The organism is Erythrobacter sp. F6033 (assembly GCF_023016005.1).
Classification (GTDB): domain Bacteria; phylum Pseudomonadota; class Alphaproteobacteria; order Sphingomonadales; family Sphingomonadaceae; genus Erythrobacter.
On record NZ_JALKAZ010000001.1, the window covers coordinates 1,115,714 to 1,138,757 of the forward strand.

The window sequence follows — 23,044 nt, forward strand, 5'->3', positions numbered from 1 at the left end:
GCTTTACGGCAGGAACGTATCGACCGTGCGCGGCAGACCAGCTTGTTCTGGATACATATGCGAATAGCTAACCGCGTTGCCGATCACGCGCATGACATAATACCGGGTTTCAAAGTTAGCCGGGATCTTTTCGATCCATGTCACCCAATCGATTTCGCCTTTGCGCGGATCGCCATTCAGACGAAGCCATTGGTTCACTCGGCCCGGGCCAGCGTTGTACGATGCAATGGCAAGCGGGTAGGCACCGCGATAAAGATCCATACGGCGCGCAAAGTGCGCATCACCCAAGGTGATGTTGTATTTCGGATTGCCAGTGAGGTCGGCGCGAAGATACTGCACGCCAAGAATACCCGCTTCTTCACGCGCCGTGCTCGGCAAAAGCTGCATCATGCCAACCGCATTGGCGTGACTTCTGCGGAAGCGATCGAATTCGCTTTCCTGTCGGCTTATGGCGTGAACCATAGTCCAATCATTGACCCGCGGGACGGGAACAGTCGGGTAACCGACACGCTCAAAGCCGACCAAACCATTGGTGCCTGCTTCCATACCGACAACAACGGCCATTTCCTCTAAGCCGGTTTCTGCAGCGAGGTTATGAGCGAGCATCAATTCTTCGGGCGTCTTCGCCTCTTCTCCAATGGCTTCGAAAAAGCGGCGCTCTGTCCGCCAATCCCGGCGGTTTTGAGCCATATACCGAACTGCCTGGACGACTGGCTTTGCCTCAAATTCTGCCCGCGTGCTGGCGTCAATTTGAAGGGCGGGCAGTTGTGCGAATTCCGGCATTGGTTTGCCCATCGCGTTCAGCGCCAGCTGTCCGTAATAGTAATGCGGGTAAACCGCCGCCATTTCATAATATCGCGTGGCTTCGGCCTGCATCCCTGCTTGCTGCGCCGCACGTCCGGCCCAGTAAAATCCTTTGGCGCGGGTAAGCGGTGTCTGAGCAGCAGAACCATACCGTTCGAACAAAGGCGCTGCGCGCCTGCCGTCGCTAAGACGCCAGAGAGCATTTGTGCCCCCCTTCCACATCAAATCGGTATAGCGATCACGCAGACGGAACGAACCTTTTGAAATGTCCTGACCGGGCTCGAACAGATCATCAATCTTGCTCGCTATGCGAACTGTGTCACCAACGCTTGCGACTTTGGCGACGTCAAGCATCAGACCGACCATCGCTTCGCCATCGAATGCAGCAGAATTTACGGCGGGGCGGTTCGCGAGCAAGCCGATGGCTTCCGAGTTCCGCCGTTTTGAACGATAGAAATTGGCCAAGTTGTAAACATAGCCAGCATCATTGAGCGCGTCAGAAGGCACCGATATGCCTGCCTCTTGCGGTGTAGCGCCACGGATCAAAGCAAGACGCGCCATCGCCAAAGGACGATTGGCGGTGGGCACATTGATGACCTGCCTGGCGGCAGCTTCGACATTGCCCTGCCAAAGGAGAGCATCCATGCGAGCATTCTGATCATCAGCCGTAAACTGCGCGCCAAATAACCCGAGCAGATAGGCTTCTGACGGGCCGCTCATCGTTCCGTTGCGCCACGCTTCGCGAGCGACGGTGAATGCCTCGGAACGCTGCGCACCTGCTAGTGCCAATGCGTACCGCGCACGGCCGGAATTGGTCAGAGGAGGGTGCATGTCGAAAAAGCGCAGCAAGTCCGCTTGCATTGGGGCTTCGTTATCGAGCCGGTTTTCTGCCCGAACGCGCAAAATAGAGATACGCGGAAAGTCTGGGTAGCGCATCGCAAACCCGGCATAATCGGAAAAACCCATCTCACGGTTGGCTTGCAGCAATTCCCATCGCGCAAGTGCTGCGCTCATCTGACCAGGCTGCTGAGCAACAAGATTGCTGCCGCGTGCATCGCTGCTCATTTGTGCAGAAGAAGGGGTTGAGAGGGCTGCTACACTGGCGGTTGCAAGTGCGGCGAGAACGATAGGATTAGAACGCAATTTGAAGGCCATGCTGGACATAGTGCCAATCGGCTCCTTATCAGGCGCTGAACACGCATACAGGTAGCCACAATCGCCCCCTGTTTTGTAATATTATTGATTGTCACAGGAATAAAGCAATGTTTTCCGGATCAATTCCCGCTCTAGCGACTCCTTTTCGCGATGGATCGTTTGACGAAGCGGCATTTCGGCAATTGGTCGATTGGCAAATCGAGCAGGGCAGCTCTGCCTTGGTCCCTTGCGGTACCACTGGCGAGGCTTCCACACTTTCGAATGCGGAGCATCACCGCGTAATCGAAGTCTGCATCGAGCAAGCGGCTGGGCGTGTTCCGGTTATCGCGGGCTGCGGCAGCAACGACACGATGAATGCCGTGCTTCACATGACATTCGCCAAAAAGGCTGGCGCTGCAGCGGGTCTATGTGTCGCGCCTTACTATAACCGCCCAAGCCAAGCGGGATTGATCGCGCATTTCAGCTATCTGGCCGAGAACACGACGCTGCCGATCGTTTTGTACAACGTGCCAAGCAGGACAGTGACAGATATTGAAGACGAAACCGTCGTCGCGTTAGTGAAGAAATATCCAGACAGGATTGTCGCAATCAAAGACGCAAGCGGTGATCTATCGCGCGTTGCCGACCATCGGATGGGTCTGAGCAAGGATTTTTGCCAGCTTTCGGGCAATGACGAGCTCTGGCTGCCGCACAACGCCGCGGGAGGGAGGGGCGCGATCTCGGTGACGGCTAACGTCGCTCCGGCGCTCTGCGCTGAATTTCAGGCAGCGATTTCGGCAAACGAGCTTTCCAAAGCGCGCGAGTTGAATGATCGCCTGTTTCCGCTGCATTATGCGATGTTTTCTGACGCCTCGCCTGCGCCTGTAAAATACGCGCTCAGCCGTGTTCACGATTGGATTGAGCCGGATGTGCGCCTGCCCATAGTTGCGGCGAGCGAAGCCTCGCGCAAAGCCGTGGACGAGGCGCTTGAGCATGCAGGCTTGATCTAGAGAACTTCGTCTTCGTCAAGCAAAGCTTCGGCAAACTCGTCTGGGTCGCTTGCCATGACGGCATCAGTGTAGGTTTCGATCCGCTCTCCCACTCGCTCCGGATTTGTGACGCAGGCGATGTGGAACAATGCATCGCCTTGATGGACGACGGGAAGGGTCGCGTGGCCTATGACAATGCCATCGGTCGGAGAATAAATGCCTTCCGGTTCCTCACCGAACAATCCGGCGACCGTGGCGAGCAGGTCGCCTTCACGAACCGCGTCGCCTGAGGTCTTTGCGATATGGACCACGCCGCCTCTCGCAGAACGTACCCACTGAGTTTTTTTAGAGCGGGCCGGGGTGCCGAGTTCGAGCAGATTGTCTGAGAGATCGAGCATTTTGAGATGGGCGAGGACGCGCAAAACACCTGATGTTCCGGTCTCGATCGAGAGATCGTCAAACCTCAGCGCCTCACCCGCTTCAAGCAACAGCATTTCGACACCGTGCTCTTTTGCAAGTGCACGCAAAGATCCATCGCGCAGGGGGCTTTCGATAACGACCGGGGCGGCAAATGCCATGGCCAATTCCAAAAGTCGCGCGCTTCCCGACGCGATACGAATTTGCGGTAGGTTGTACCGGTGTACAGCCGCAGAGTGAATATCGATCCCGAGTGTGGTACGGCTTACTATCTCGCTAAAGAACACGTTAGCCAATTGACCAGCGAGTGATCCGTTGGAATTGCCAGGAAAGGAGCGGTTCAAGTCGCGCCTGTCGGGCAGATAGCGCGAGTGGCTGACAAAGCCGAAAATATTGCTGACAGGCACAAGAATAATTGTCCCGCTTAGCAACGCCGGGTCAAGCTCATGAGCAAGCCGCTGGATGATAGCGGTCCCGATGATTTCATCACCATGAATTGCGCCGCTGATGAAAATCGCCGGACCCGGCTGAGCGCCATGCAATACGCGCACAGCGAGATGGGAATCGTAGCCCGTGGCCATAGTCGATACAGGGATGGAAATATCCTTGGCTGAACCGGGAGCGACAGAGTGGCCTGCGATTGAAAAGGATTGAAGTTGGGGCGAGTGCATTTGAAAACTCCGTGACCCGACATCATTTCAGGCGATGCCCCCATAGCGGCGACGCTGGTGCTTGGTCGAGCAAATAAGCGAATTACCATCAAGGCTTTGCGAAACAGCAAACAGCGACTATTTGATCGCTATCATGGCACGTCCAAAACCTCCCATATTCGACAAGCACAAGACAGTAGCGGAAAACCGCCGTGCGCGGTTCGATTATCATATCGAGGACAAGTTCGAGGCCGGGCTTGCGCTTCAAGGCACTGAAGTAAAAGCGCTTCGGGCTGGTGAAGCAACGATTGCTGAGAGCTATGCTGAGGTCAGGGATGGTCAGGTATGGCTGATCAATTCAAACATTCCCGAATACAGCCATGGCAACCGTTTGAACCACGAGCCGCGCCGGCCACGCAAATTGCTGCTCAACGAACGCGAAATCAACAAGATGTTCGGCGCGGTTGAGCGCAAGGGAATGACCCTCGTGCCGCTCTCGGTTTACTTTAACGGCAAAGGCAGAGCCAAGGTCGAGCTAGCGCTCGCAAAGGGTAAGCAGGCGCATGACAAGCGCGCGACAATCAAGGACCGCGATTGGAAGCGCGACAAAGCCCGTTTGATGCGAGATCGCGGATAAAAATTCGCCGCATTCACAGTCTGTCGAGTTAACGCACTGGTCAGACGGCTTAGGTTACCCATATGGAAACCTATGGATGGCCGCCGACACCCCCAAGAGACCCTCTTGCGCCTAAGCTTTCAGGCGAGCAAAGGCTCGCGTCAGGTATGAAACTCGGCAATCTCTTCCCCACGTCCAAAACTTGGGCCGCGGACATGATCCGCAAATACATGCCCAAGCGTGAAGAGATGGCGCGTAACAAATACCTACGCCCCATCGCGCACAGGTTTCTGACCCCGGAACTGTGGCGCTTTACGCGCCGCTCTGTCCCGCGCGGCGTCGCTTTGGGTCTTTTCTCCGCCTTTATCATCCCGGTTGGACAGATTTTTCTGGCAGCATTTTTGGCGTTGCCGTCGCGTGCAAACGTGCCGCTTGCCGCTCTTGTCACTTTCGTCACGAATCCATTCACCATCGCTTTCTGGGCAGTGCTCGCCAATAAAGTCGGGGCCTTCATGCTCCGGATTGATGCCGCTACCACCGGGGTTGCGTCTGAACAGCTTGAGAGTGGAGCCTGGCAATGGGTGATTGATGCATTCCAAGTCGCCGGAGTGACTGTTGTCGGATTTTTCGTGCTTGCGGTTGTGTCATCTTCGGCAGGCTATCTGCTTTCGAGTGCGATCTGGCGCATCCTTGTTTCACGCAAACGGGCAAAACGATTGAAACAGATGGAAGCCCGTCTCGACCATCGCCTCAACGCGAACTAAGGCGGATGCCAATTAGGAATTGCGCGGCGTAGCGTTTGAGCAGGATTGAGATCAGTTGATCGGGTCAGAACTATTGAAATCAGGTGACAAGGGTCAAGGCGTCGAGCCTCTGACCAACCGACCTCCTGTTTTGATTGGAGCGTTGACCGGCGCGCTGTTGCTCAGTTCTGTTGTCCTGTTTGTTGCAACATCCGATATCGTGCTGACGCTTGCATATACGCTCGGCTTGGCAGTGATCCTTGGCGGTATTTTTGCAATTGAGCGAATGCAGGCGCAGCCAGAGATAGAGGCCGATGCATCGATCGACTGGTCGGTTACATTCGCGGCAATCGAAGTCGAGGATTCGGACACAGCGGTCGCCATCACCGATCGGGCGAACCGTTTGGTGTGCGCGAACGGCGCATTCACTGAGGCGTTTGGCGTTGGTAGTTCACCACCATCACTGCCTCTGGGCCGGCCAGAGCTAGAGTCCGTTACGCGGCTTGCTCGCCAGGCATGGCGAGACGGATCGGGCGAACTCGAAGAACTTCTTGCGCCGGCTGGCGCGAAAGCTTGGCAAGTGACTGTCAAACGCGCGGGCCGAGGCGACGATCATTTGATCTGGCGATTTGCGAAGCTGAAAAGCGATGCGGCGGAAGCGGTAGAGGACTTGGATCTCTCTGGCCCGTTTGGGCGGATGCTAAGCCGTGCTGGTATCGAAACCGCGATCACTACTGCAGAAGGTGTCGTGCGCTCTGTGAGTTCTGGGTTTGCCGAGCGTGCTGCGGGCGACGGATCAGCCACCCTAGTTGGCCAAGATTTCGTTTCGTTCCTGCGTTCAGATGATCGAGATCGTATCTTCTTTACTCGGGAAGGAAGGGGCGGGACTCCCCAAACTCTAGTCGACGTTCCGCTGCAGGATCCATCGCTTGCAGGAGCTGTTAGCTCTGAAGAGAATACCACTTTGATGCTGCTCGTTGATAGCGGGGTTGGTATCGGAGGCGGTTGGGAAGGCTCCGCGCAGGCAGGCGTGGCTCAACTCGAAGCGTTGCTCGCACAATTGCCTTTAGGTTTGGCAATGACAGATCGCGATGGCCGTTTTCTGTTCGGTAACGAGGCTTTCCTTCGTTCGGTTGATCGCGAAGGCAAAGGCCTGCCAGCTTTTCCAACTGACCTTGTCGTGCGTGAAGACAAAGCGGCTTTGTCAGACGCGGTTCGGAGGCATGGACGTGGGCCGGCAACAAGCGGCGATATTCCGGTTCGGCTTACATCCCAGCCGGATGAAACTGTGTCGCTTGGATTGGCTGGAGTGCGCGGCCTTGGCGAGGCGGCGGTACTGCTTAGTCTCACCGATTCAAGCGAAGAGGCTCAGCTTAAGCGCCAGGTGGCTCAGGCGACCAAGATGCAAGCAGTTGGGCAACTGGCGGGCGGTGTGGCGCACGACTTTAACAATGTGCTTACGGCCATCATCGGCACGTGTGACCTGATGCTGTTGAGGCATACGCCGGGTGACAGTGACTACGATGATATTCAGCAAATCCGCGCCAATTCCAATCGCGCGGCTTCATTGACGCGGCAATTGCTTGCGTTCTCTCGCCAGCAAACTCTGCGCCCGGAAATTCTGCAGCTGCCGGATGTTGTCAGCGAAGTCGGACCGCTCATAAAGCGTCTGCTCGGCGAAAAGATCACCTATTTTGTGCAGCATGACCGCAATTTGGGGGCAGTGCGCGCTGATCCACAGCAGCTTGAGCAAGTTATCATGAACCTTGCGGTAAATGCGCGCGATGCGATCCAGTCCCATGGCCGGGGTGCTGGGCGTATTTCGCTTTTGACGCGCAGTCTTAAAGCCACAGAGGTGCTGAAGCTGGGATCAGAGGTCCTGCCACCAGCAGACTACACCGTGCTGATTGTGCAAGACACGGGCGGCGGCATTCCTGCAGCGGTTCTGCCGAAACTGTTCGAACCGTTCTTTACGACCAAGGAGCAGGGGAAGGGCACAGGCCTCGGCTTGTCTACCGCTTACGGTATTGTGAAGCAGTCAGGCGGATTCTTGTTCGCAGACAATGTTAGCGATGCAAACGGCAAGCAGGTCGGCGCGCGCTTTACCGTCTATTTCCCGGTCCATCGCGGGGAAGCACCAAAACGCCGCGAAGCCCCTGCGCCTGTTTCATCCGAATGGTCAGCTGGCGGCAAAATTCTGCTCGTTGAAGATGAAGACATGGTTCGCGCAGTTGCCGAGCGTGCGCTGGCGCGAGCAGGGTATGAGGTAACGGCATGCTCCGGAGGGGAAGACGGGCTCGAAGCAATCATTGACGGCGGTGAATTTGACCTCATCGTGAGCGATGTCGTGATGCCGGGAATGGATGGTCCGGCGATGGTTCGGGAAATTCGTGCGAAGCTTCCGGACATGCCTGTGCTGTTTATGTCGGGCTATGCCGAAGAGCAGCTGCGCAAGGATATCGACATCCCGGATATGCACTTCATCGCGAAGCCTTTCAGTGTCTCTGCGATCAGCGACAAGGTCAGCGCCGTGATGCACGCTGCCAAGTCGGACAAAGCATCCAATTGATTCGGGTTATCTATTTGATGAACCTGTAGTCTTGATCCTGTTCATTGCGCATATTGTTTCACGCGTTATCGTGTAACGTGTGATCGCAGGGGAGGGTCAATCCATGAATACCAAAGCATACACCCGGACTATCAAGTTCGCATCGATTGGCGCCGCTGCGCTCGTTTCGACTAGCGCGATATCTCAGGGCACCCCTGAGACGAGCGATACCGAACAAGGCGATGTGTCGGTAACGATCTACAACAACAATTTGGCCTTGGTTCAGGATATCCGTCAGATCGACATCAGGCAGGGGCGCAGCCGGGTTGAGTTCCCCGATGTGTCTGCGCGAATTCAGCCGCAGACTCTCAGCTTTTACGCTCCGAGCACCACAATTATTGAGCAGAATTTCGATTATGATCTGCTGACCCCGACCAAGCTTATGGAAAAGGCTATTGGTCAAACTGTCACTCTCTTGCGAACAAACCCGGCGACTGGGATTGAAACGCGCGAGCGAGCAACTGTTCTATCAACGGCAGGCGGCGTCGTGATCCGGATCGGCAACCGGATCGAGGTTCTGCGCGACGATGGCCTTCCGGTTCGCGTCATCTTTGATCAGGTGCCGCCAAATCTGCGAGCGCGTCCGACACTATCCGTAAACATCGATAGCAGTCGTCCTGGTGCGCGGCCTGTTTCTTTGAGGTACCTTTCAAGCGGTCTTGGCTGGTCCTCTGATTATGTCGCACTCTATAACGAGAAAACACAATCGATCGATATGCAGGGTTGGGTGACTCTGACGAACCAAACCGGCACGACTTTCTATCAGGCGAACACTTTGCTGGTTGCGGGCAATCCTAACGGATCAAGAGGCCGCGGTTTCGGCAGTTCGCGCGGCCGCATTACTCCAGGCACCGAAAGCGCGAACCGTGAGCGATTGGGTGATTTTTATCTCTATCCAATCGAGGGTCGGACTACGATCGCGAATGCCCAGACAAAGCAGGTGAGCTTCCTCGACGTGCAGGGCGTGCCTGCGCGTAAGGTTTACACTCGTAACGTTGGCTGGATGGCGAATGACAGCAACCCGGTGAACGTGACGAGCGCGATTTCTTTTTCCTCCTCTCGCAATCAAGGATTGGGTGACGCACTGCCCGCCGGTACAGTCCGCTTTTATCAGCGTGACAGTCAGGGAACGCCGCAGTTCATTGGCGAGAACACAATCGGCCACACTCCGATGGGCAGCGAGCTGTCTCTCGCAACAGGCGATGCGTTCGACATCACAGTCCAGGCCGAGGTTGAGAAGCGTGAGACAATCACATCCTCTGAATGGGAACGTTCCGCGCGTTACCGCGTGATCGAAGACGGCGAGATTGTCAGTCAGGTTGATGTGGAGCGCCCCAAGAAATTTTACCGTACAACCATGCGTTACACGCTGACCAATGCAAAGAATGAGGCGGTAGAGGTCGATCTGACCCAAGGTGGCCTCAACCGTTATTGGTGGGCGAATGATTATCGTGTCGTAAGCGAAGACATCGTAGGTGAGCAGCTTAACTTCGATCGTCGCAAGTGGGTTGTCCCTGTGCCAGCAGAAGGCAAACGCGTCATTCGGGTCACTTTCGAAACCCGCTATTGATTGCTGGAGGGCCGCTGACCATGCGCTTTCCCGTATTCCTAGTGATAGCATCGATCTTCGCCGCGCCTGCCGCTGCGCAGGATCGAGCAATCGTCGATGCGTCTGTTCCGACCGATCTCTCGGTGACGATTTATCGTGATCCCAATCGCGATGTCGGTGATGAGATGGATGCTGATTGGCCTGAAGGTTTCGCGATGATCAGCGAGACGAGGACGGTCACGCTTCCTGCAGGCCAATCGACCATTCGGTTCGATGGCGTTGCAGAAGGCATGGTTGCGGTAAGCGCGATTGTTACCGGCCTGCCCGGCGGAACGATTGAAAAGAACCGCAATGCAGAGTTGCTTTCCCCTGCGGCCTTGGTGAACGGGGCGTTGGGCAATCGTATCACCGTCACCCGCACTAATCCGGCAACAGGAGCCGCAGTTTCGGAACGCGCGGTTGTTCGCACTCGCGCCGATGGCGGTCTCGTTTTGCAAACTGGTGAGGGGTTCGAAGCTGTACGTTGCGCGGGCATTCCCGAAACTCTCACCTTTGACGGTATTCCCACGGGATTGTCCGCGAAGCCGGTTTTCTCGATCGATACGCAGGATGAAAGCGGTGGGACCTATGAGGTCACGCTAACTTACCTCGCGTGGGGCTTCGACTGGCAGGCAGACTACATCGCCACTTTCAAAAACACTCCTGGCCGCGGCGATGAATTCGAAATGAGTCTGCTTAGCTGGCTCAGCCTTGTAAATGATAACGGCCAGTCGTTCGAGAATACGCAGCTTTTGGTGATTGCGGGAACGCTCAACATTGAAAGCGATTTTGAAGGGCTTGCTGACCCACCTGTTGCGAGCCCGCTGCGTCTGACCTGCTATCCGCTTGGCAATACAAAGCAGGGTTCCGCTATCCCTATCCCGCCTCCTCCTCCGCCCCCTGCACCTGCGCCAATGGCCGGGTACGCCGAAGACAGAATGATTGTCGTCACAGGCTCTCGGATGAAGCGGGCTAATTTGGAGTCAGTGGCTGCAGTTTCCGTATTGTCAGCTGAAGAAGAGCAGCTTGGTGACCTGAAACTCTACCGTGTTCCGGAGCGCGTTACCGTTTCGGCCAAGGGATTGAAGCAGGTGGCCTTCCTGAACAAACAGGATGTGAAGGCGCGCTTGCTCTATCTGGCAGAGTGCAATCCCTATTATTGGCGCGATCCCGAAGAAGATTTCAGACCAGCTGACATGCTGCTTGTGACGAAGAATACGGACATGAAAGGGCTGGGAGTGGCCCTGCCGCAAGGTTCAATGACGCTCTACGAGCCCGGTGGGTTCGGCCTGCAAATGGTCGCGCAAACGGACCTGCGCGATTACGCTCGCGGACAAGATGTTGAATTGGAAATGCCGAGCAGCAACCAAGTCAATGTCTCGTGCGGCCGGATCAAAGAAGATGCTGAACCGGACGAAGAAGGCCGCAAATGGGTCAAGATGCAGGCCAAACTGCGCAACGCCAATCCTCACGATGTGACGATCCGGTTGCGACTTGGCGAATCGGGTGAGTGGGACATCCGCCCGCGCGGCGCAAAAACTCGCGTGAAGAATGGAGACGAGATTGTTGAGATCAAAATCGCAGCGAATTCGACGCGCAATTTCGAATGGAAAATCCGCAGTCCTTCGCGGTAATTCGGATATTATCACAGACTTGTAGGAAAATTCATGTTCCACTCTTGTTCTTGTGGAACAAATGGGATACATACTGTCTCAACAAGGGGGCGGTCGATAATTCCTGATCACCTCTAGGCAAGTTAAGGAGGCCGTGCGATGGCTACTAATCTTAAGTTGGTAGATAAGGAAAAATCCGTGGACCGTTCAAAGGCGCTCGACGCTGCGCTCGCTCAGATTGATCGCGCATTCGGCAAAGGCTCGGCGATGAAGCTGGGCTCGAAAGAGGCGATGGAAGTTGAATCCATTTCAACCGGTTCGCTCGGCCTTGATATTGCACTTGGCATAGGTGGCCTTCCGAAAGGCCGTGTCATTGAAGTCTATGGTCCAGAAAGCTCGGGTAAAACGACACTCGCGCTCCATGTCATTGCAGAGGCTCAGAAAGCTGGCGGGACGGCTGCGTTTGTCGACGCTGAGCACGCGCTTGACCCTGTTTATGCGAAAAAGCTTGGCGTGGACATTGATGAATTGATCGTCTCGCAACCCGATACCGGTGAACAGGCTCTGGAAATTACCGACACTCTCGTCCGCTCCAACGCGATTGACATCTTGGTAGTCGACTCGGTCGCGGCGCTTGTCCCCCGCGCGGAAATCGAAGGTGAAATGGGCGATTCCCATGTCGGCCTTCAGGCACGGTTGATGTCCCAATCGCTGCGCAAGCTGACCGGATCGATCAACCGTTCTAAATGTATGGTGATCTTCATTAACCAGCTACGCATGAAAATCGGCGTTATGTATGGCAATCCCGAGGTGACAACCGGCGGGAACGCGCTCAAGTTCTATGCATCTGTTCGCCTCGATATTCGCCGTACGGGCCAGATCAAGGACCGCGATGAAGTGGTAGGCAACTCCACCCGTGTCAAAGTGGTGAAGAACAAGGTTGCCCCGCCGTTCAAGCAGGTCGAGTTCGACATCATGTATGGTGAAGGTATCTCGAAGCGCGGTGAAATCCTTGATCTTGGCGTGAAGGCGGATCTGGTAGAGAAATCGGGTAGCTGGTATTCCTATGACAGCGTTCGCATTGGCCAGGGCCGTGAAAATGCCAAGATGTATCTCAAGGAAAATCCTGAAGTTTGTGACCGGTTGGAAGCTGCTATTCGCAGCCGCACTGATGAGGTCGCCGAGGAAATGATGGCGGGGCCGGACGCGAACCCCGACGACTGATCCTCAAGCGGGCAAGGCTGCGATCGCTGCAGCGCCCGGAAAACCGGAAAACCGGCACTCGCCAGTCCAACCCCAAGGGCACAAGGCGAGGCCGGTTTTTCTGTATCTGCGTGTAGCAAATTGCTTTTTTGGTTCGCTGCTAATCAGCGACAATGCACACAGTGTCTTGTCCCCGCGCGGCGCATTCCCTAACTGCCAAACTATGACGTCAACCAATGATATTCGCCGGTCGTTTCTAGACTTCTTTGGCAGTGCTGATCACGCGCAGGTGCCCAGTGCCCCGCTTGTGCCCTATAACGACCCAACATTGATGTTCGTCAATGCGGGTATGGTGCCCTTCAAAAACGTGTTTACCGGTCTTGAGACACCTCCTGCACCGCGCGCAACGTCCTCACAAAAATGTGTGCGGGCAGGCGGCAAGCACAACGATCTCGATAATGTCGGTTATACTGCGCGTCATCACACATTCTTCGAGATGCTCGGCAACTTCTCTTTCGGCGATTACTTCAAAGAGCAAGCAATCGAGAATGCTTGGACGTTGCTGACCCGAGAATGGGGTCTTTCGCGAGATCGGCTCACTGCGACTGTCTATCATACAGATGATGAAGCGTTTGATTTGTGGCGTAAGATATCAGGACTGCCTGAAGAGCGGATCATCCGCATCCCGACCAACGATAACTTCTGGTCGATGGGCGAAACAGGGCCTTGCGGGCCGTGTTCGGAGATTTTCTACGATCACGGCGATCACATTTTTGGCGGACCTCCCGGCAGTCCTGACGAAGATGGCGATCGTTTTGTCGAAATCTGGAATTTGGTCTTCATGCAGTTTGACCAACAGGCAGATGGCAACCGGCGCGACCTGCCCAGTCCTTCGATCGATACCGGAATGGGCTTGGAGCGTGTCGCTGCGGTAATGCAGGGTGTACACAACAATTACGACACAGACACGTTTAAGGCGCTGATCGCTGCGTCGGAGCGCTTAACTGGCGTAGCCGCCGAAGGTGAGCAGACAGCCAGCCACCGGGTCATTGCAGATCACCTTCGCTCGACCAGTTTCTTGATGGCAGACGGTGTTTTGCCATCAAACGAAGGGCGCGGATACGTGCTTCGCCGAATCATGCGCCGCGCGATGCGGCACGCACATTTACTGGGTGCGAGCGAGCCACTGATGCATCGGCTTGTCCCGGGATTGGTCACGGAAATGGGCCAGGCGTATCCTGAGCTGGCGCGCGGTCAGGCGTTGATTGAAGAAGTTCTTGAACGCGAAGAAACACAATTCCGCAAGACACTCGACAAGGGGTTAAAGCTGCTCGACGAAGCGACGGGCTCCATGGCTCAGGGCGCGGAGCTCGACGGTGAAACCGCATTCAAGCTCTACGACACATATGGCTTCCCATATGACTTGACTGAAGACGCGCTGCGCGCGCGCGGGATCGGCGTTGATCGCAGCGGTTTCGATGCGGCGATGACGCGGCAGAAAGAGGCAGCACGTGCTGCCTGGAAGGGTTCCGGTGAAGCCGCATCGGGCGAAGTCTGGTTTGACATCGCCGAGCGCGAAGGCGGAACTGAATTCACAGGTTACACGGCGACATCGGGTGAAGGCACAGTCGTCGCGATTCTTAAGGATGGCGCGGAAGTTTCCAGCGCTGGGGCCGGCGACGAAGCCGTGGTTCTCACCAATCAGACGCCGTTTTACGGCGAAAGCGGTGGTCAAACCGGAGACAGCGGCACAATCTCGTCGTCCAGTGGGTTTGCGGCCTCGGTCAATGACACGAGCAAACCTCTCGGGCGCCTCCACGCGCATCACGTTTCGGTTACAGCCGGGACTGTGTCGGTTGGCGACAATGTACTCCTCGAAGTTGAAGCAGAACGCCGTTCACAGATACGCGCAAACCATTCGGCGACCCACCTGGTACATGCGGCCTTGCGCAATCAGCTGGGCGGGCATGTCACACAAAAAGGGTCGCTTGTTGCCGAGGATCGCCTTCGGTTCGACTTCTCTCATCCGAAAGGGTTGAGCGATGCGGACATTGCAGCGGTTGAAGCTGAAGTGAATGCTGAAATTCGTGCCAATGAGCCTGTGTCGACGCGCTTGATGAGCCCAGACGATGCAGTCGAGGCGGGAGCTTTGGCACTGTTCGGTGAGAAGTACGGAGATGAAGTCCGTGTGCTCGCAATGGGCCGTACGGGCGGGGAAGGGCGCAATTTTTCAGTTGAGCTGTGCGGTGGCACTCACGTCAAAGCGACTGGCGATATTGGTGTCTTCCGTATTGTTTCGGAGAGCGCCGTGTCATCTGGAGTGCGCCGGATCGAAGCGCTGACTGGTGAAGCGGCGCGAGCTTGGCTTGTAGAGCGCGAAGATGCGCTAAAGGCGGCTGCTGGAGCCATTCGTGCGACCCCTGAAGAGGTGCCGGCACGGATCACTGCGCTGCTTGAAGAGCGGAAACGGCTTGAGAAAGAGCTCGCCGAGGCGAAAAAGGCACTCGCTTTAGGTGGCGGGGGAGCTTCTGCTGGACCTGATTCTGCCGACGAAGAGATTGGTGGGATCAAGTTTAGTGGTCAGGTTATTGAGGGTCTGAGCCCCAAAGAGCTGCGCCCCCTGCTTGATGAGGCCAAACAACGTCTCGGCTCCGGCGTTGCGGTCATCGTTGCCGTAAATGATGGGAAGGCCAGCATTGCAGCTGGTGTGACCGACGATCTCAGTGGTCAGTACAGCGCTGTTGATTTTGTCCGTGCTGGTGTCGAAGCGCTTGGCGGGAAGGGCGGCGGAGGCCGGCCTGATATGGCCCAGGGCGGCGGTCCCGATGGCGACAAGGGCGATGATGCGATTGCGGCAGCAAAGGCCGTTATTAGCGGATAAGGTCCGTGATTGGGTTTAGGGCGCGGATGTCGATGTGCGGAGTTTCGGTTTCTCGGAAAGCCCGCCATCACGCTCAAGCCGTTCACGATACTCATCCCGCTTCTCATGGATTGAGGCGATGACTGGCCCCATGGCGACTCCGATGTCTACCAGAACCGCTTCCGACAATTGGAGTGAGCTTTCGAGGTTTTCGGGCACCGCGTGACTGGCACCAGCGCGGTAGAGATGCGCAGCGTGATCAGTATCGCGGGCACGGGCAACGATCAAAAGATCAGGATATTGGGAGCGCAGTCGCGATACGAGGCGTTGGGCCAAAACCGGTTCATCCATCGTTAGAACCAAGGCTGGGGCTTTTTCTATACCTAACCTCGTCAAAGCGTCGCCGCGCGCTGCATCACCAAAAGCTGCCCGATATCCTTGGCGCTTTGCACCGTCGATCATGTCAGGATCGGAGTCCAAAATGACATATGGTTGGGAGTGCGCTTTGAGCATGTCTGCAATCAAGCGCCCAACTCGACCGCCTCCGATAATTATAGTGCGACTGTCTTCGAGATCTTCCTCAGGCAATTCTGGTACCGCTTCGACACGTCTAGCAATCACTCTGCCCAGCTTCGCGAGCAGCGGCGTGATAGTCAGGCCAATCGCGGTCACGATTTGCCAGAATTGAGCAGTTTCGACATCAATGACGAGCGCGCTCGTCGCGGCAGCCAAGACGATCAGTGTCGTTTCACTTGGGCTGGCCATCAGCACCCCTGTTTCAGCAGCTGTGCTGCGTCGGGCACCCATCGCTCTCAACAAAGAGCCAGTAACAACGGCCTTGAACACTAACACTCCGACGACTGCCGCAGCGATATTCACCCAGTCGGCAAGGATGCTCATCACGTCGATGCTCATTCCGATAGTGATCAGGAATACACCGAGTGCAAGACCCTTAAACGGCTCCATGATGCTTTCTACTTCGCCGTGATATTCGGTTTCAGCGATCAGCAAACCAGCGATCAGCGCGCCAACAATAGGCGACAATCCTGTAGCGGCTGTCGCCAGACTGGCGCCGATTACGACAAGCAGCGACGCTGCCAGAAAAAGTTCAGGGCTTTTGGTTCGCGCAGCTTGTGAAAAGAGGCGGGGAAGAGCGAAGCGACCAATTACGAGTAGCAAGACGATCACCAATCCGCCTTGCAGAAGCGTGTCTGTCAGCCCGGTCCAGCCCTCGTTCGCGGCATTGGGTGCAAGCGCGCCGAGGATAAAGATAATCGGGACGATCATGATATCTTCGAACAACAACATGGACAGGGCTGCACGCCCTACAGGCGACTTTGTACCGGATATTGGTAGAACGATGGCGGTCGATGAGAACGCCAAGGCAAAGCCTAGCGCCAGCGCAGCTGTCGTGCCCATACCGCTCACGTAGCCAAAGAATGCGGCTGATGAGCTGCCGATTATGAGCAATTCCAGCGAGCCAAGGCCGAAGACGAGCTTTCGCATCTGCCACAGACGGTTGAAGGAAAGCTCCAAACCGATGGCAAACAGCAGCAGGATTATACCAAAATCTGCGAAGGGGGTCAGTCTCTCTGGGTCAGATATCGTGACATATTGCAGCCACGGTATTTGCTCGACCAATGTTCCCAGGCCAAACGGACCAACAAGCAAGCCGATTACGATGAACCCGATGATTGGGGTAACACGGAAACGGGCAAATACAGGAATCACAATTCCGGCCGCGCCCAGTATTACGAGCGCGTCCTGCATTATTGGGGACATCGTGAGTTCGCCTGCCATGTCCGGGGCTTAGCCCGTCGCTATGGCGATGTCATCCGCCGCCTGCGGTTGGCGGGCCAATCGGTTGGGTTGCCCCGTCAATTTCCTCTGTGGGAAGGCCTAATGGGTCGGAAATATTGCCGACGCGTTTGTCCCATTCGATCCGGTAGAGATCGAATCTGCGGTCATGCAGATTTTGAACGGTTCCCTCTGCGCGGGCCCAGCTGAGATCGGCAAGGTTCACATCGCTAATCGTCAGGGTTTCCACGTTTTCGCTCGCTTCGGCGGCTATACCGTCACGCGCAAAGGGGAAATCGCATGGGGTCAAGATACAGCTTTGTGCGTATTGAATATCCATGTTCGCGACATTGGGCAAGTTGCCGACATTCCCGCTCATCACAACGTAGCATTGGTTTTCGATGGCTCTGGCCTGCGCGCAATACCGGACGCGCATATACCCCTGGCGGCTATCGGTGCAGAACGGAACGAAGATGATGCGCGCACCTTCATCCACCAACCTGCGAGCAAGTTCAGGAAACTCGCTATCGTAGCAAATGAGTACACCAATCGGCCCGCAATCGGTTGGGATCGCATCGATGCTGTCACCGCCTTTGATATTCCACCAATATGCCTCGTTTGGGGTGGGGTGGATTTTCTCCTGTGCGTGGATTGATCCATCTCTGAGGCAGACATACGCGACATTGTGAATGTCCCCGTCTGGCATGCGGGTAGGGTGTGATCCGCCGATGATGTTGATGTTGTAGGACAAAGCCATTTCCGAAAGACGCTGGCGAATGCGCGGAGTGTATTTGCTCAGCAGTTCGATCGACTCAAGCGGGCTTTGCTCCTTTTCTTCGGCGCTAAGCAGCATCAGCGTAAACAGTTCGGGAAATACGATGAAGTCGCTCTCATAATCCGCAGCAACATCAACGAAATATTCGATCTGCTTCATGAATTCGTCGAAATCTGCGACTGCGCGCGCTTGAAGCTGGCAAGTCGCGATCCGTACGCTCTCCACATCTCGCGGCAGGCGATGCTTTGGCGGCGAGTCCACATCGACATAAGGGTTCCGCCAGACCATCCGCACAGCGTTGGCTTTGGATTGCTTGTCCTCAGGCAAGTAGTCGCGAAGGATACCGTGTGGCTCAAATCCATTGGCGAGCTGGAAGCGTAGGACCGGATCGTGGATCTTGGTGTCGATCACCTTTTGCAGATATTCTTCGGGTGTTTCCGCTCGATTGGTTTTGCGGCGCATAGCTTTTGCAAGACCCGGCATTCGTCCGCCAAAGACGATGCCCTTCAAATCGAGCCTTTCGGCTAATGCCCGGCGTTCTTCATAAAGCCTTCGCCCAAGACGCGTCCCGCGCACGCCGGGGTCAACGCACATCTCATACCCGTATAGCCAATCGCCGGTTGGATCATGACGCGAGCCAAAGCCATTGCCCGTCACTTCGTCCCATGTGTGATCGGCAAGCGCGACATGTTCATCAAGCCTCATAGAGGCACAGTAACCCACGATCTTGCCGTCGAGTTTCGCGATAAAGCAGCCATCGGAATAGTTGTTGATTTGGCCGCGAATTTCACCCTGCGTGTATGCAGGCAGGTCTGCGTACGCTTGGCGGACAAGATCGCCGATAGCGCGAACGTCTTTGAGCGTTGCCTGACGAATTTCGAGGCGAGCTTTGCGGCGAGGCTGGGTCATTCTTGTTTTTTCCTGACGGCATAGAAAAGGGCGGCGCGTTCAACCGAACGAGCCGCCCCAAGTCTACGCTGTAAAAAAGCGTCTGTTCCAGATCCTATCAGGACCAGGTTTGCATCTCTTTTTCGAGGTTCTGAACGATCGACTCAAAGAACTGCTCGGTTGTTTGCCAATTCTGGCCCGGCCCGATGAGAAGCGCGAGATCTTTCGTCATTGATCCGTTCTCGACTGTCTCGATGCAAACCCGCTCAAGCGTTTCGGCGAATTTCACCACTTCAGGCGTGTTGTCGAACTTGCCGCGATACATCAGTCCGCGTGTCCACGCGAAAATCGATGCAATCGGGTTAGTCGATGTCGCTTTGCCTTGCTCGTGCTGGCGATAGTGGCGGGTCACAGTGCCGTGCGCGGCTTCAGCTTCCACCGTCTTGCCGTCTGGGGTCATAAGAACCGAAGTCATCAGACCGAGCGAGCCAAAGCCCTGCGCAACGGTGTCTGACTGAACATCACCGTCATAGTTCTTACATGCCCAAACAAACTTGCCCGACCATTTGAGCGCCGATGCGACCATATCATCGATCAAACGGTGCTCATAAGTGATGCCGGCTTCTTTGAACTTGTCAGCGAATTCGGTCTGGTAGACTTCTTCGAACAGGTCTTTGAAACGGCCATCATATTTTTTCATGATGGTGTTCTTGGTCGACAGATACACCGGCCATTTGCGGTCGAGGCCGTAATTCATAGAAGCGCGAGCAAAGGCGCGGATCGAATCGTCAAGGTTGTACATCGCCATTGCGACGCCCGAGCTTTCGAACTCGAACACTTCGAGGTCGATTTTCTCGCCATCTTCACCTTCAAATACGAGGCGCAATTTACCCGGACCCGGGATCAACGTGTCGGTTGCGCGGTACTGGTCACCAAATGCGTGACGGCCAACCACGATCGGGTCCGTCCAGCCTGGAACGAGACGCGGAACGTTGTCGATCACGATAGGCTCGCGGAAGACCACGCCGCCAAGGATGTTGCGGATGGTGCCGTTTGGCGAGCGCCACATTTTTTTGAGGCCAAACTCTTCGACGCGCTGCTCATCAGGCGTGATGGTGGCGCATTTTACGCCAACGCCGTGCTCTTTGATCGCGTTAGCGGCGTCGACCGTGATCTGATCGTCGGTCTCGTCGCGTTTCTCGATCGAAAGGTCATAATATTTCAGGTCGATATCGAGATAGGGCAGGATCAGGCGCTCACGAATCCACTGCCAGATAATTTTGGTCATTTCATCGCCGTCAAGCTCAACGACTGGGTTTTGTACTTTGATTTTCTGCATGGCTAACGCCTCATCCCTTCTGGACTACAAATATGCGATAGGATGTCTGAATTGATCCCTTGAAGGCGCTCTAGCAGAGGCGCGCTGGCATTCAAGGTGGGGTAATCCGATTTAGTGGCCTTGAAACGCAAAAAGCGCCGCTATTGCGACGCTTTTTGGGTGGATTGTCTCGATGGTGGGCACAGGAAGATTTGAACTTCCGACCCCTGCAATGTCAATACAGTGCTCTACCCCTGAGCTATGCGCCCGCACCATCGGATACTCCGCTCGTTTTGCGAACGGGAGCGGCCCATTAACGTGCCAGATTTAAAGGCGCAAGGCCAAAGCACACGCGATCCGAAAAACTCTTGCCGTTTTAGAGGCTGGCCTCGCGTTGATCTTCGAATACTCGCTCTACTTCCAAAACAAGGTCGCGCAGGTGGAAGGGCTTTGAAAGCACCTTCGCGTGGGGCTGCTCGCGGCTTGCGCGGAGCGACACTGCGGCGAATCCGGTGATGAACATCACCTTCGTACGCGGTGAAATCTCTGCGCAACGCTGCGCCAGCTCGATCCCGTCCATTTCTGGCATGACGATGTCAGACAAGAGCAGATCAAACTGCTCTTTCTCAAGCATCGGAATAGCATCAGTGCCTCTGTCGACGCTGCTCACGTTGTAGCCAGCATTGGTGAGCGCGCGTTCAAGATAAACGCGCATAGCCTCTTCGTCTTCAGCGAGGAGAATTCGTGGGGCAAGATTCGATGTCATGAGCCATTCTATAACAGCGATGAGCTTAAGAAATCTTATCAAGATTATAGATTGCCCGAATTTGAGACGAATTGATTCCGATCCTCTCCGGCTAAGGTTTTGACAGGGTGGCGGAAAGCGGGCAGCAATATGATGTGAAAAAGCCCCACAATCGTTTGCCCGACGGAGAAAGGTCGAAGCTCCGCGACGCGGCCCCTGACGCCTTTCAAAGCGTTTCCGGAGGGTCTGTGTACGGCGAATTGCATGGTCCGGCCTTCACGCACGTCTCGCCAAATTCTACGCCGCTTCCTGTATTGATCGCTGTTCCCCATGCCGGGCGTGTGTATCCATCAGAAACACTTGCGCAAATGCGGGATGTTGAACTGAGTCAGCTTCGCTTGGAAGATCGCTATGTCGACAAACTCGGTGTTGCGATTGCAAAGGCTACTGGCACAGGTCTGCTCGTTTCCCATGCTCCTCGTGCGATGATCGACCTGAACCGAGCACATGACGATGTAGACTGGGAAATGATTGACGGTCCTGCGCGTCGGCCAACCAAGCCAGAACCGGTGCTTACGGGCACCAATCGGCGGGCGCGGAGTGGGTTGGGGCTGGTGCCTCGGCGTTTGCCCGGATTTGGCGAAATTTGGCGCCAGAGGCTTTCCAGAGCGGAGCTCGACCGCCGGATTGATTGCATCCACCGCCCGTATCACGCGTTTTTGGCTCAGGAGCTTGAGACTATCCGCGACAAATGGGGCGTTGCACTGCTGATTGACCTGCATTCGATGCCGCCATTGAGGAAGCGGAACGGTCAAGATCAACCGCCACGCATGGTGCTCGGCGACAGGTTTGGCGCTTCCTGCCAGAACAGTTTGGTTGCGCGCGCCTATCGCTTTCTTGAGGATCGCGGACAATCTGTCGCACATAATCGGCCGTATTCGGGAGGATATGTGTTGGACCGCCATGCTGCACCTTCGCGCGGGATCCATGCAATCCAGATTGAGGTTTGTCGCTCGGCGTATCTTGATGATCAATTGAGCGAGCCGAGTAACGCACTCGAACCTTTAGGCGAGCTTCTCGCTGAGTTGATCAGGCAACTGGGCGCCGATACCGCCCATCTCGGGTCGAATGGCCGTATGGCACAAGCCGCAGAATAGCTCGGGAAAATCCAAAGTCCGCTCGCTAACCCTCTCACAAAAATGAAAAAAGCCACCTCGCTAATGTTAGGGGATTGCGAGGTGGCCAAAGTTCAGGGAGGACTGCGCCCGAAGGCGCAGCTGTAAGCGGCGAAAATAGGGGGATGCCACCTACGCTCTCTAAATATGATTGAGGCGGGGTGTCTTCAAGAGACACCCCGCCTCAACGGGTTCCAAAATTTCTTTTGTGTGCGTTAGCGTTTCTTAGTTCGCTGTCGGCACCGCTGCGCCGTTTGCTGCCGGAGCAGGAACTTTGCCTTGAGCCGATTGACGCTCGAACAGTTTGCGCATCAGGTTGAGCGAGAACATGTGGGCGTGGATCAGCATGCCCATGCCATTCTTGTTCAGTGTTTCGACTGTCTCAGTTGGAAGTTCGCGCAGTTTCTTCTCATCAACCATGCGGAAGCCACGATAAACGAATGGAGTATCTGGCGTATCGCTGCGTGTGATCGCAATTTCACCATCCATCAGGATATCGAGCTTTTTGAGTTCTTCGAGAAACGCTTTGGTACGTTGACCCGATTCTTCGAAGTTCTTGCAGAACTCAAGAACATTGGTCGTGTACTCAGTCGGGCTTTCACCATCAAAGAGCGGCTGACCTTCCTTGGTCGCGCCAATGACGCCGGTGCTTGGGTCAAAGCAAAGCGACATGTCGTCGCTGTCTTGCTGCAACTTTGCGAGGATGAAGGGATAGCGGCGAACATATGCTGGGACGTACACGTCTGCAACAAGCTTTCCGTCGTCGCCGATAAAGGTGTTCACGCCTTCGTTCAGGCCCATCAATGCGATTGGCAGCGGGTTATCACCGGCTGTGAAGACAATTGGGTAATCGCGCTGCGCGTCGACAAATTCGTCAACTGTGAGCGGAATCGCATGAGTCTCTGCAAGGAAATCTGCATTATCGAACGGGCTGACTTTCCAGTCACCGTGCTCGCGGCTGTTGAGCGGAAGCAGATCTTTGTAAAACAGCGGAAGTTGTGGCTGCGGCGCGCTGGCCATGGAATGTCTCCGGAAATTATCTGAATGTTGTCTATTGTCTCGGCCGTTAACAGGTCAACGGAGCCGTTCGCAGGGCGCTTTAGGCGGTAAGTGCTCAACGC

16 protein-coding genes and 1 tRNA gene are annotated in these 23,044 nt (G+C 55.5%); 9 read left to right on the forward strand and 8 right to left on the reverse strand.

Annotated features, from left to right (window positions below; translation table 11 throughout):
- Positions 1-3: 3 nt before the first annotated feature.
- Positions 4-1,968, reverse strand: a complete 1,965-nt coding sequence (locus MWU39_RS05265) for a lytic transglycosylase domain-containing protein (protein ID WP_348646368.1) — start codon at positions 1,966-1,968, stop codon at positions 4-6.
- 98 nt (positions 1,969-2,066) lie between these two features.
- Here MWU39_RS05265 and dapA point away from each other — a divergent pair, with 98 nt between their 5' ends.
- Positions 2,067-2,948: a 4-hydroxy-tetrahydrodipicolinate synthase gene (gene dapA / locus MWU39_RS05270; protein WP_247158934.1), complete on the forward strand. Its 882-nt coding sequence runs from the start codon at positions 2,067-2,069 to the stop codon at positions 2,946-2,948.
- On the opposite strand, the gene MWU39_RS05275 is transcribed toward dapA, so the two are convergent.
- Positions 2,945-4,015 (reverse strand): succinylglutamate desuccinylase/aspartoacylase family protein, encoded by a 1,071-nt coding sequence (locus MWU39_RS05275; protein ID WP_247158936.1) that lies wholly within the window; start codon positions 4,013-4,015, stop codon positions 2,945-2,947. The two genes, dapA and MWU39_RS05275, sit on opposite strands and share 4 nt — an antisense overlap.
- 133 nt (positions 4,016-4,148) lie before the next feature.
- Here MWU39_RS05275 and smpB point away from each other — a divergent pair, with 133 nt between their 5' ends.
- The 7 genes from smpB to alaS all read left to right on the forward strand — a co-directional run bounded on the left by smpB (position 4,149) and on the right by alaS (position 15,246).
- Positions 4,149-4,631, forward strand: a complete 483-nt coding sequence (gene smpB / locus MWU39_RS05280; protein ID WP_247158938.1) for an SsrA-binding protein SmpB — start codon at positions 4,149-4,151, stop codon at positions 4,629-4,631.
- A gap of 209 nt (positions 4,632-4,840) precedes the next feature.
- Positions 4,841-5,374 carry a DUF2062 domain-containing protein gene (locus tag MWU39_RS05285; protein WP_247160310.1) on the forward strand — a complete coding sequence of 178 codons (534 nt, stop codon included), beginning with the start codon at positions 4,841-4,843 and terminating at the stop codon, positions 5,372-5,374.
- A gap of 142 nt (positions 5,375-5,516) precedes the next feature.
- Positions 5,517-7,922 carry a response regulator gene (locus MWU39_RS05290; RefSeq protein WP_247160311.1) on the forward strand — a complete coding sequence of 802 codons (2,406 nt, stop codon included), beginning with the start codon at positions 5,517-5,519 and terminating at the stop codon, positions 7,920-7,922.
- 103 nt (positions 7,923-8,025) lie between these two features.
- On the forward strand, positions 8,026-9,531 hold the full coding sequence (locus MWU39_RS05295) for a DUF4139 domain-containing protein (RefSeq protein WP_247158939.1): 1,506 nt from the start codon (positions 8,026-8,028) through the stop codon (positions 9,529-9,531).
- Between the two features lie 20 nt (positions 9,532-9,551).
- A complete protein-coding gene (locus MWU39_RS05300; RefSeq protein WP_247158940.1) occupies positions 9,552-11,183 on the forward strand; it encodes a hypothetical protein in 1,632 nt (543 codons plus the stop codon).
- Between the two features lie 138 nt (positions 11,184-11,321).
- On the forward strand, positions 11,322-12,386 hold the full coding sequence (gene recA, locus MWU39_RS05305; RefSeq protein WP_247158941.1) for a recombinase RecA: 1,065 nt from the start codon (positions 11,322-11,324) through the stop codon (positions 12,384-12,386).
- Positions 12,387-12,588: 202 nt separating this feature from the next.
- Complete coding sequence (gene alaS / locus MWU39_RS05310; protein ID WP_247158942.1) at positions 12,589-15,246, forward strand: alanine--tRNA ligase; 2,658 nt, start codon at positions 12,589-12,591, stop codon at positions 15,244-15,246.
- Between the two features lie 15 nt (positions 15,247-15,261).
- Here the strand turns inward: alaS and MWU39_RS05315 are convergent, their stop codons facing one another.
- The 5 genes from MWU39_RS05315 to MWU39_RS05335 all read right to left on the reverse strand — a co-directional run bounded on the left by MWU39_RS05315 (position 15,262) and on the right by MWU39_RS05335 (position 20,769).
- The gene (locus MWU39_RS05315) at positions 15,262-17,025 is read right to left on the reverse strand and encodes a cation:proton antiporter (protein ID WP_247158943.1); all 1,764 of its coding nucleotides are present in this window, start codon (positions 17,023-17,025) and stop codon (positions 15,262-15,264) included.
- A 31-nt stretch (positions 17,026-17,056) separates the two neighbouring features.
- The gene (locus MWU39_RS05320; RefSeq protein WP_247158944.1) at positions 17,057-18,706 is read right to left on the reverse strand and encodes a bifunctional GNAT family N-acetyltransferase/carbon-nitrogen hydrolase family protein; all 1,650 of its coding nucleotides are present in this window, start codon (positions 18,704-18,706) and stop codon (positions 17,057-17,059) included.
- A 97-nt stretch (positions 18,707-18,803) separates the two neighbouring features.
- Positions 18,804-20,024: an NADP-dependent isocitrate dehydrogenase gene (locus MWU39_RS05325; RefSeq protein ID WP_247158945.1), complete on the reverse strand. Its 1,221-nt coding sequence runs from the start codon at positions 20,022-20,024 to the stop codon at positions 18,804-18,806.
- Between the two features lie 173 nt (positions 20,025-20,197).
- Positions 20,198-20,272: transfer RNA gene (locus tag MWU39_RS05330), tRNA-Val, on the reverse strand.
- 107 nt (positions 20,273-20,379) lie between these two features.
- A complete protein-coding gene (locus MWU39_RS05335) occupies positions 20,380-20,769 on the reverse strand; it encodes a response regulator (RefSeq protein ID WP_247158946.1) in 390 nt (129 codons plus the stop codon).
- 227 nt (positions 20,770-20,996) lie between these two features.
- Between MWU39_RS05335 and MWU39_RS05340 the strand changes: the two genes are divergently transcribed.
- Positions 20,997-21,905, forward strand: coding sequence for an N-formylglutamate amidohydrolase (locus tag MWU39_RS05340; protein WP_247158947.1), 909 nt, complete (start codon positions 20,997-20,999; stop codon positions 21,903-21,905).
- Between the two features lie 243 nt (positions 21,906-22,148).
- Here MWU39_RS05340 and MWU39_RS05345 read toward each other — a convergent pair whose 3' ends face one another.
- Entirely contained in the window at positions 22,149-22,943 is a 795-nt protein-coding gene (locus MWU39_RS05345; RefSeq protein ID WP_247158948.1) for a SapC family protein, read from the reverse strand.
- Between the last annotated feature and the right edge of the window lie 101 nt (positions 22,944-23,044).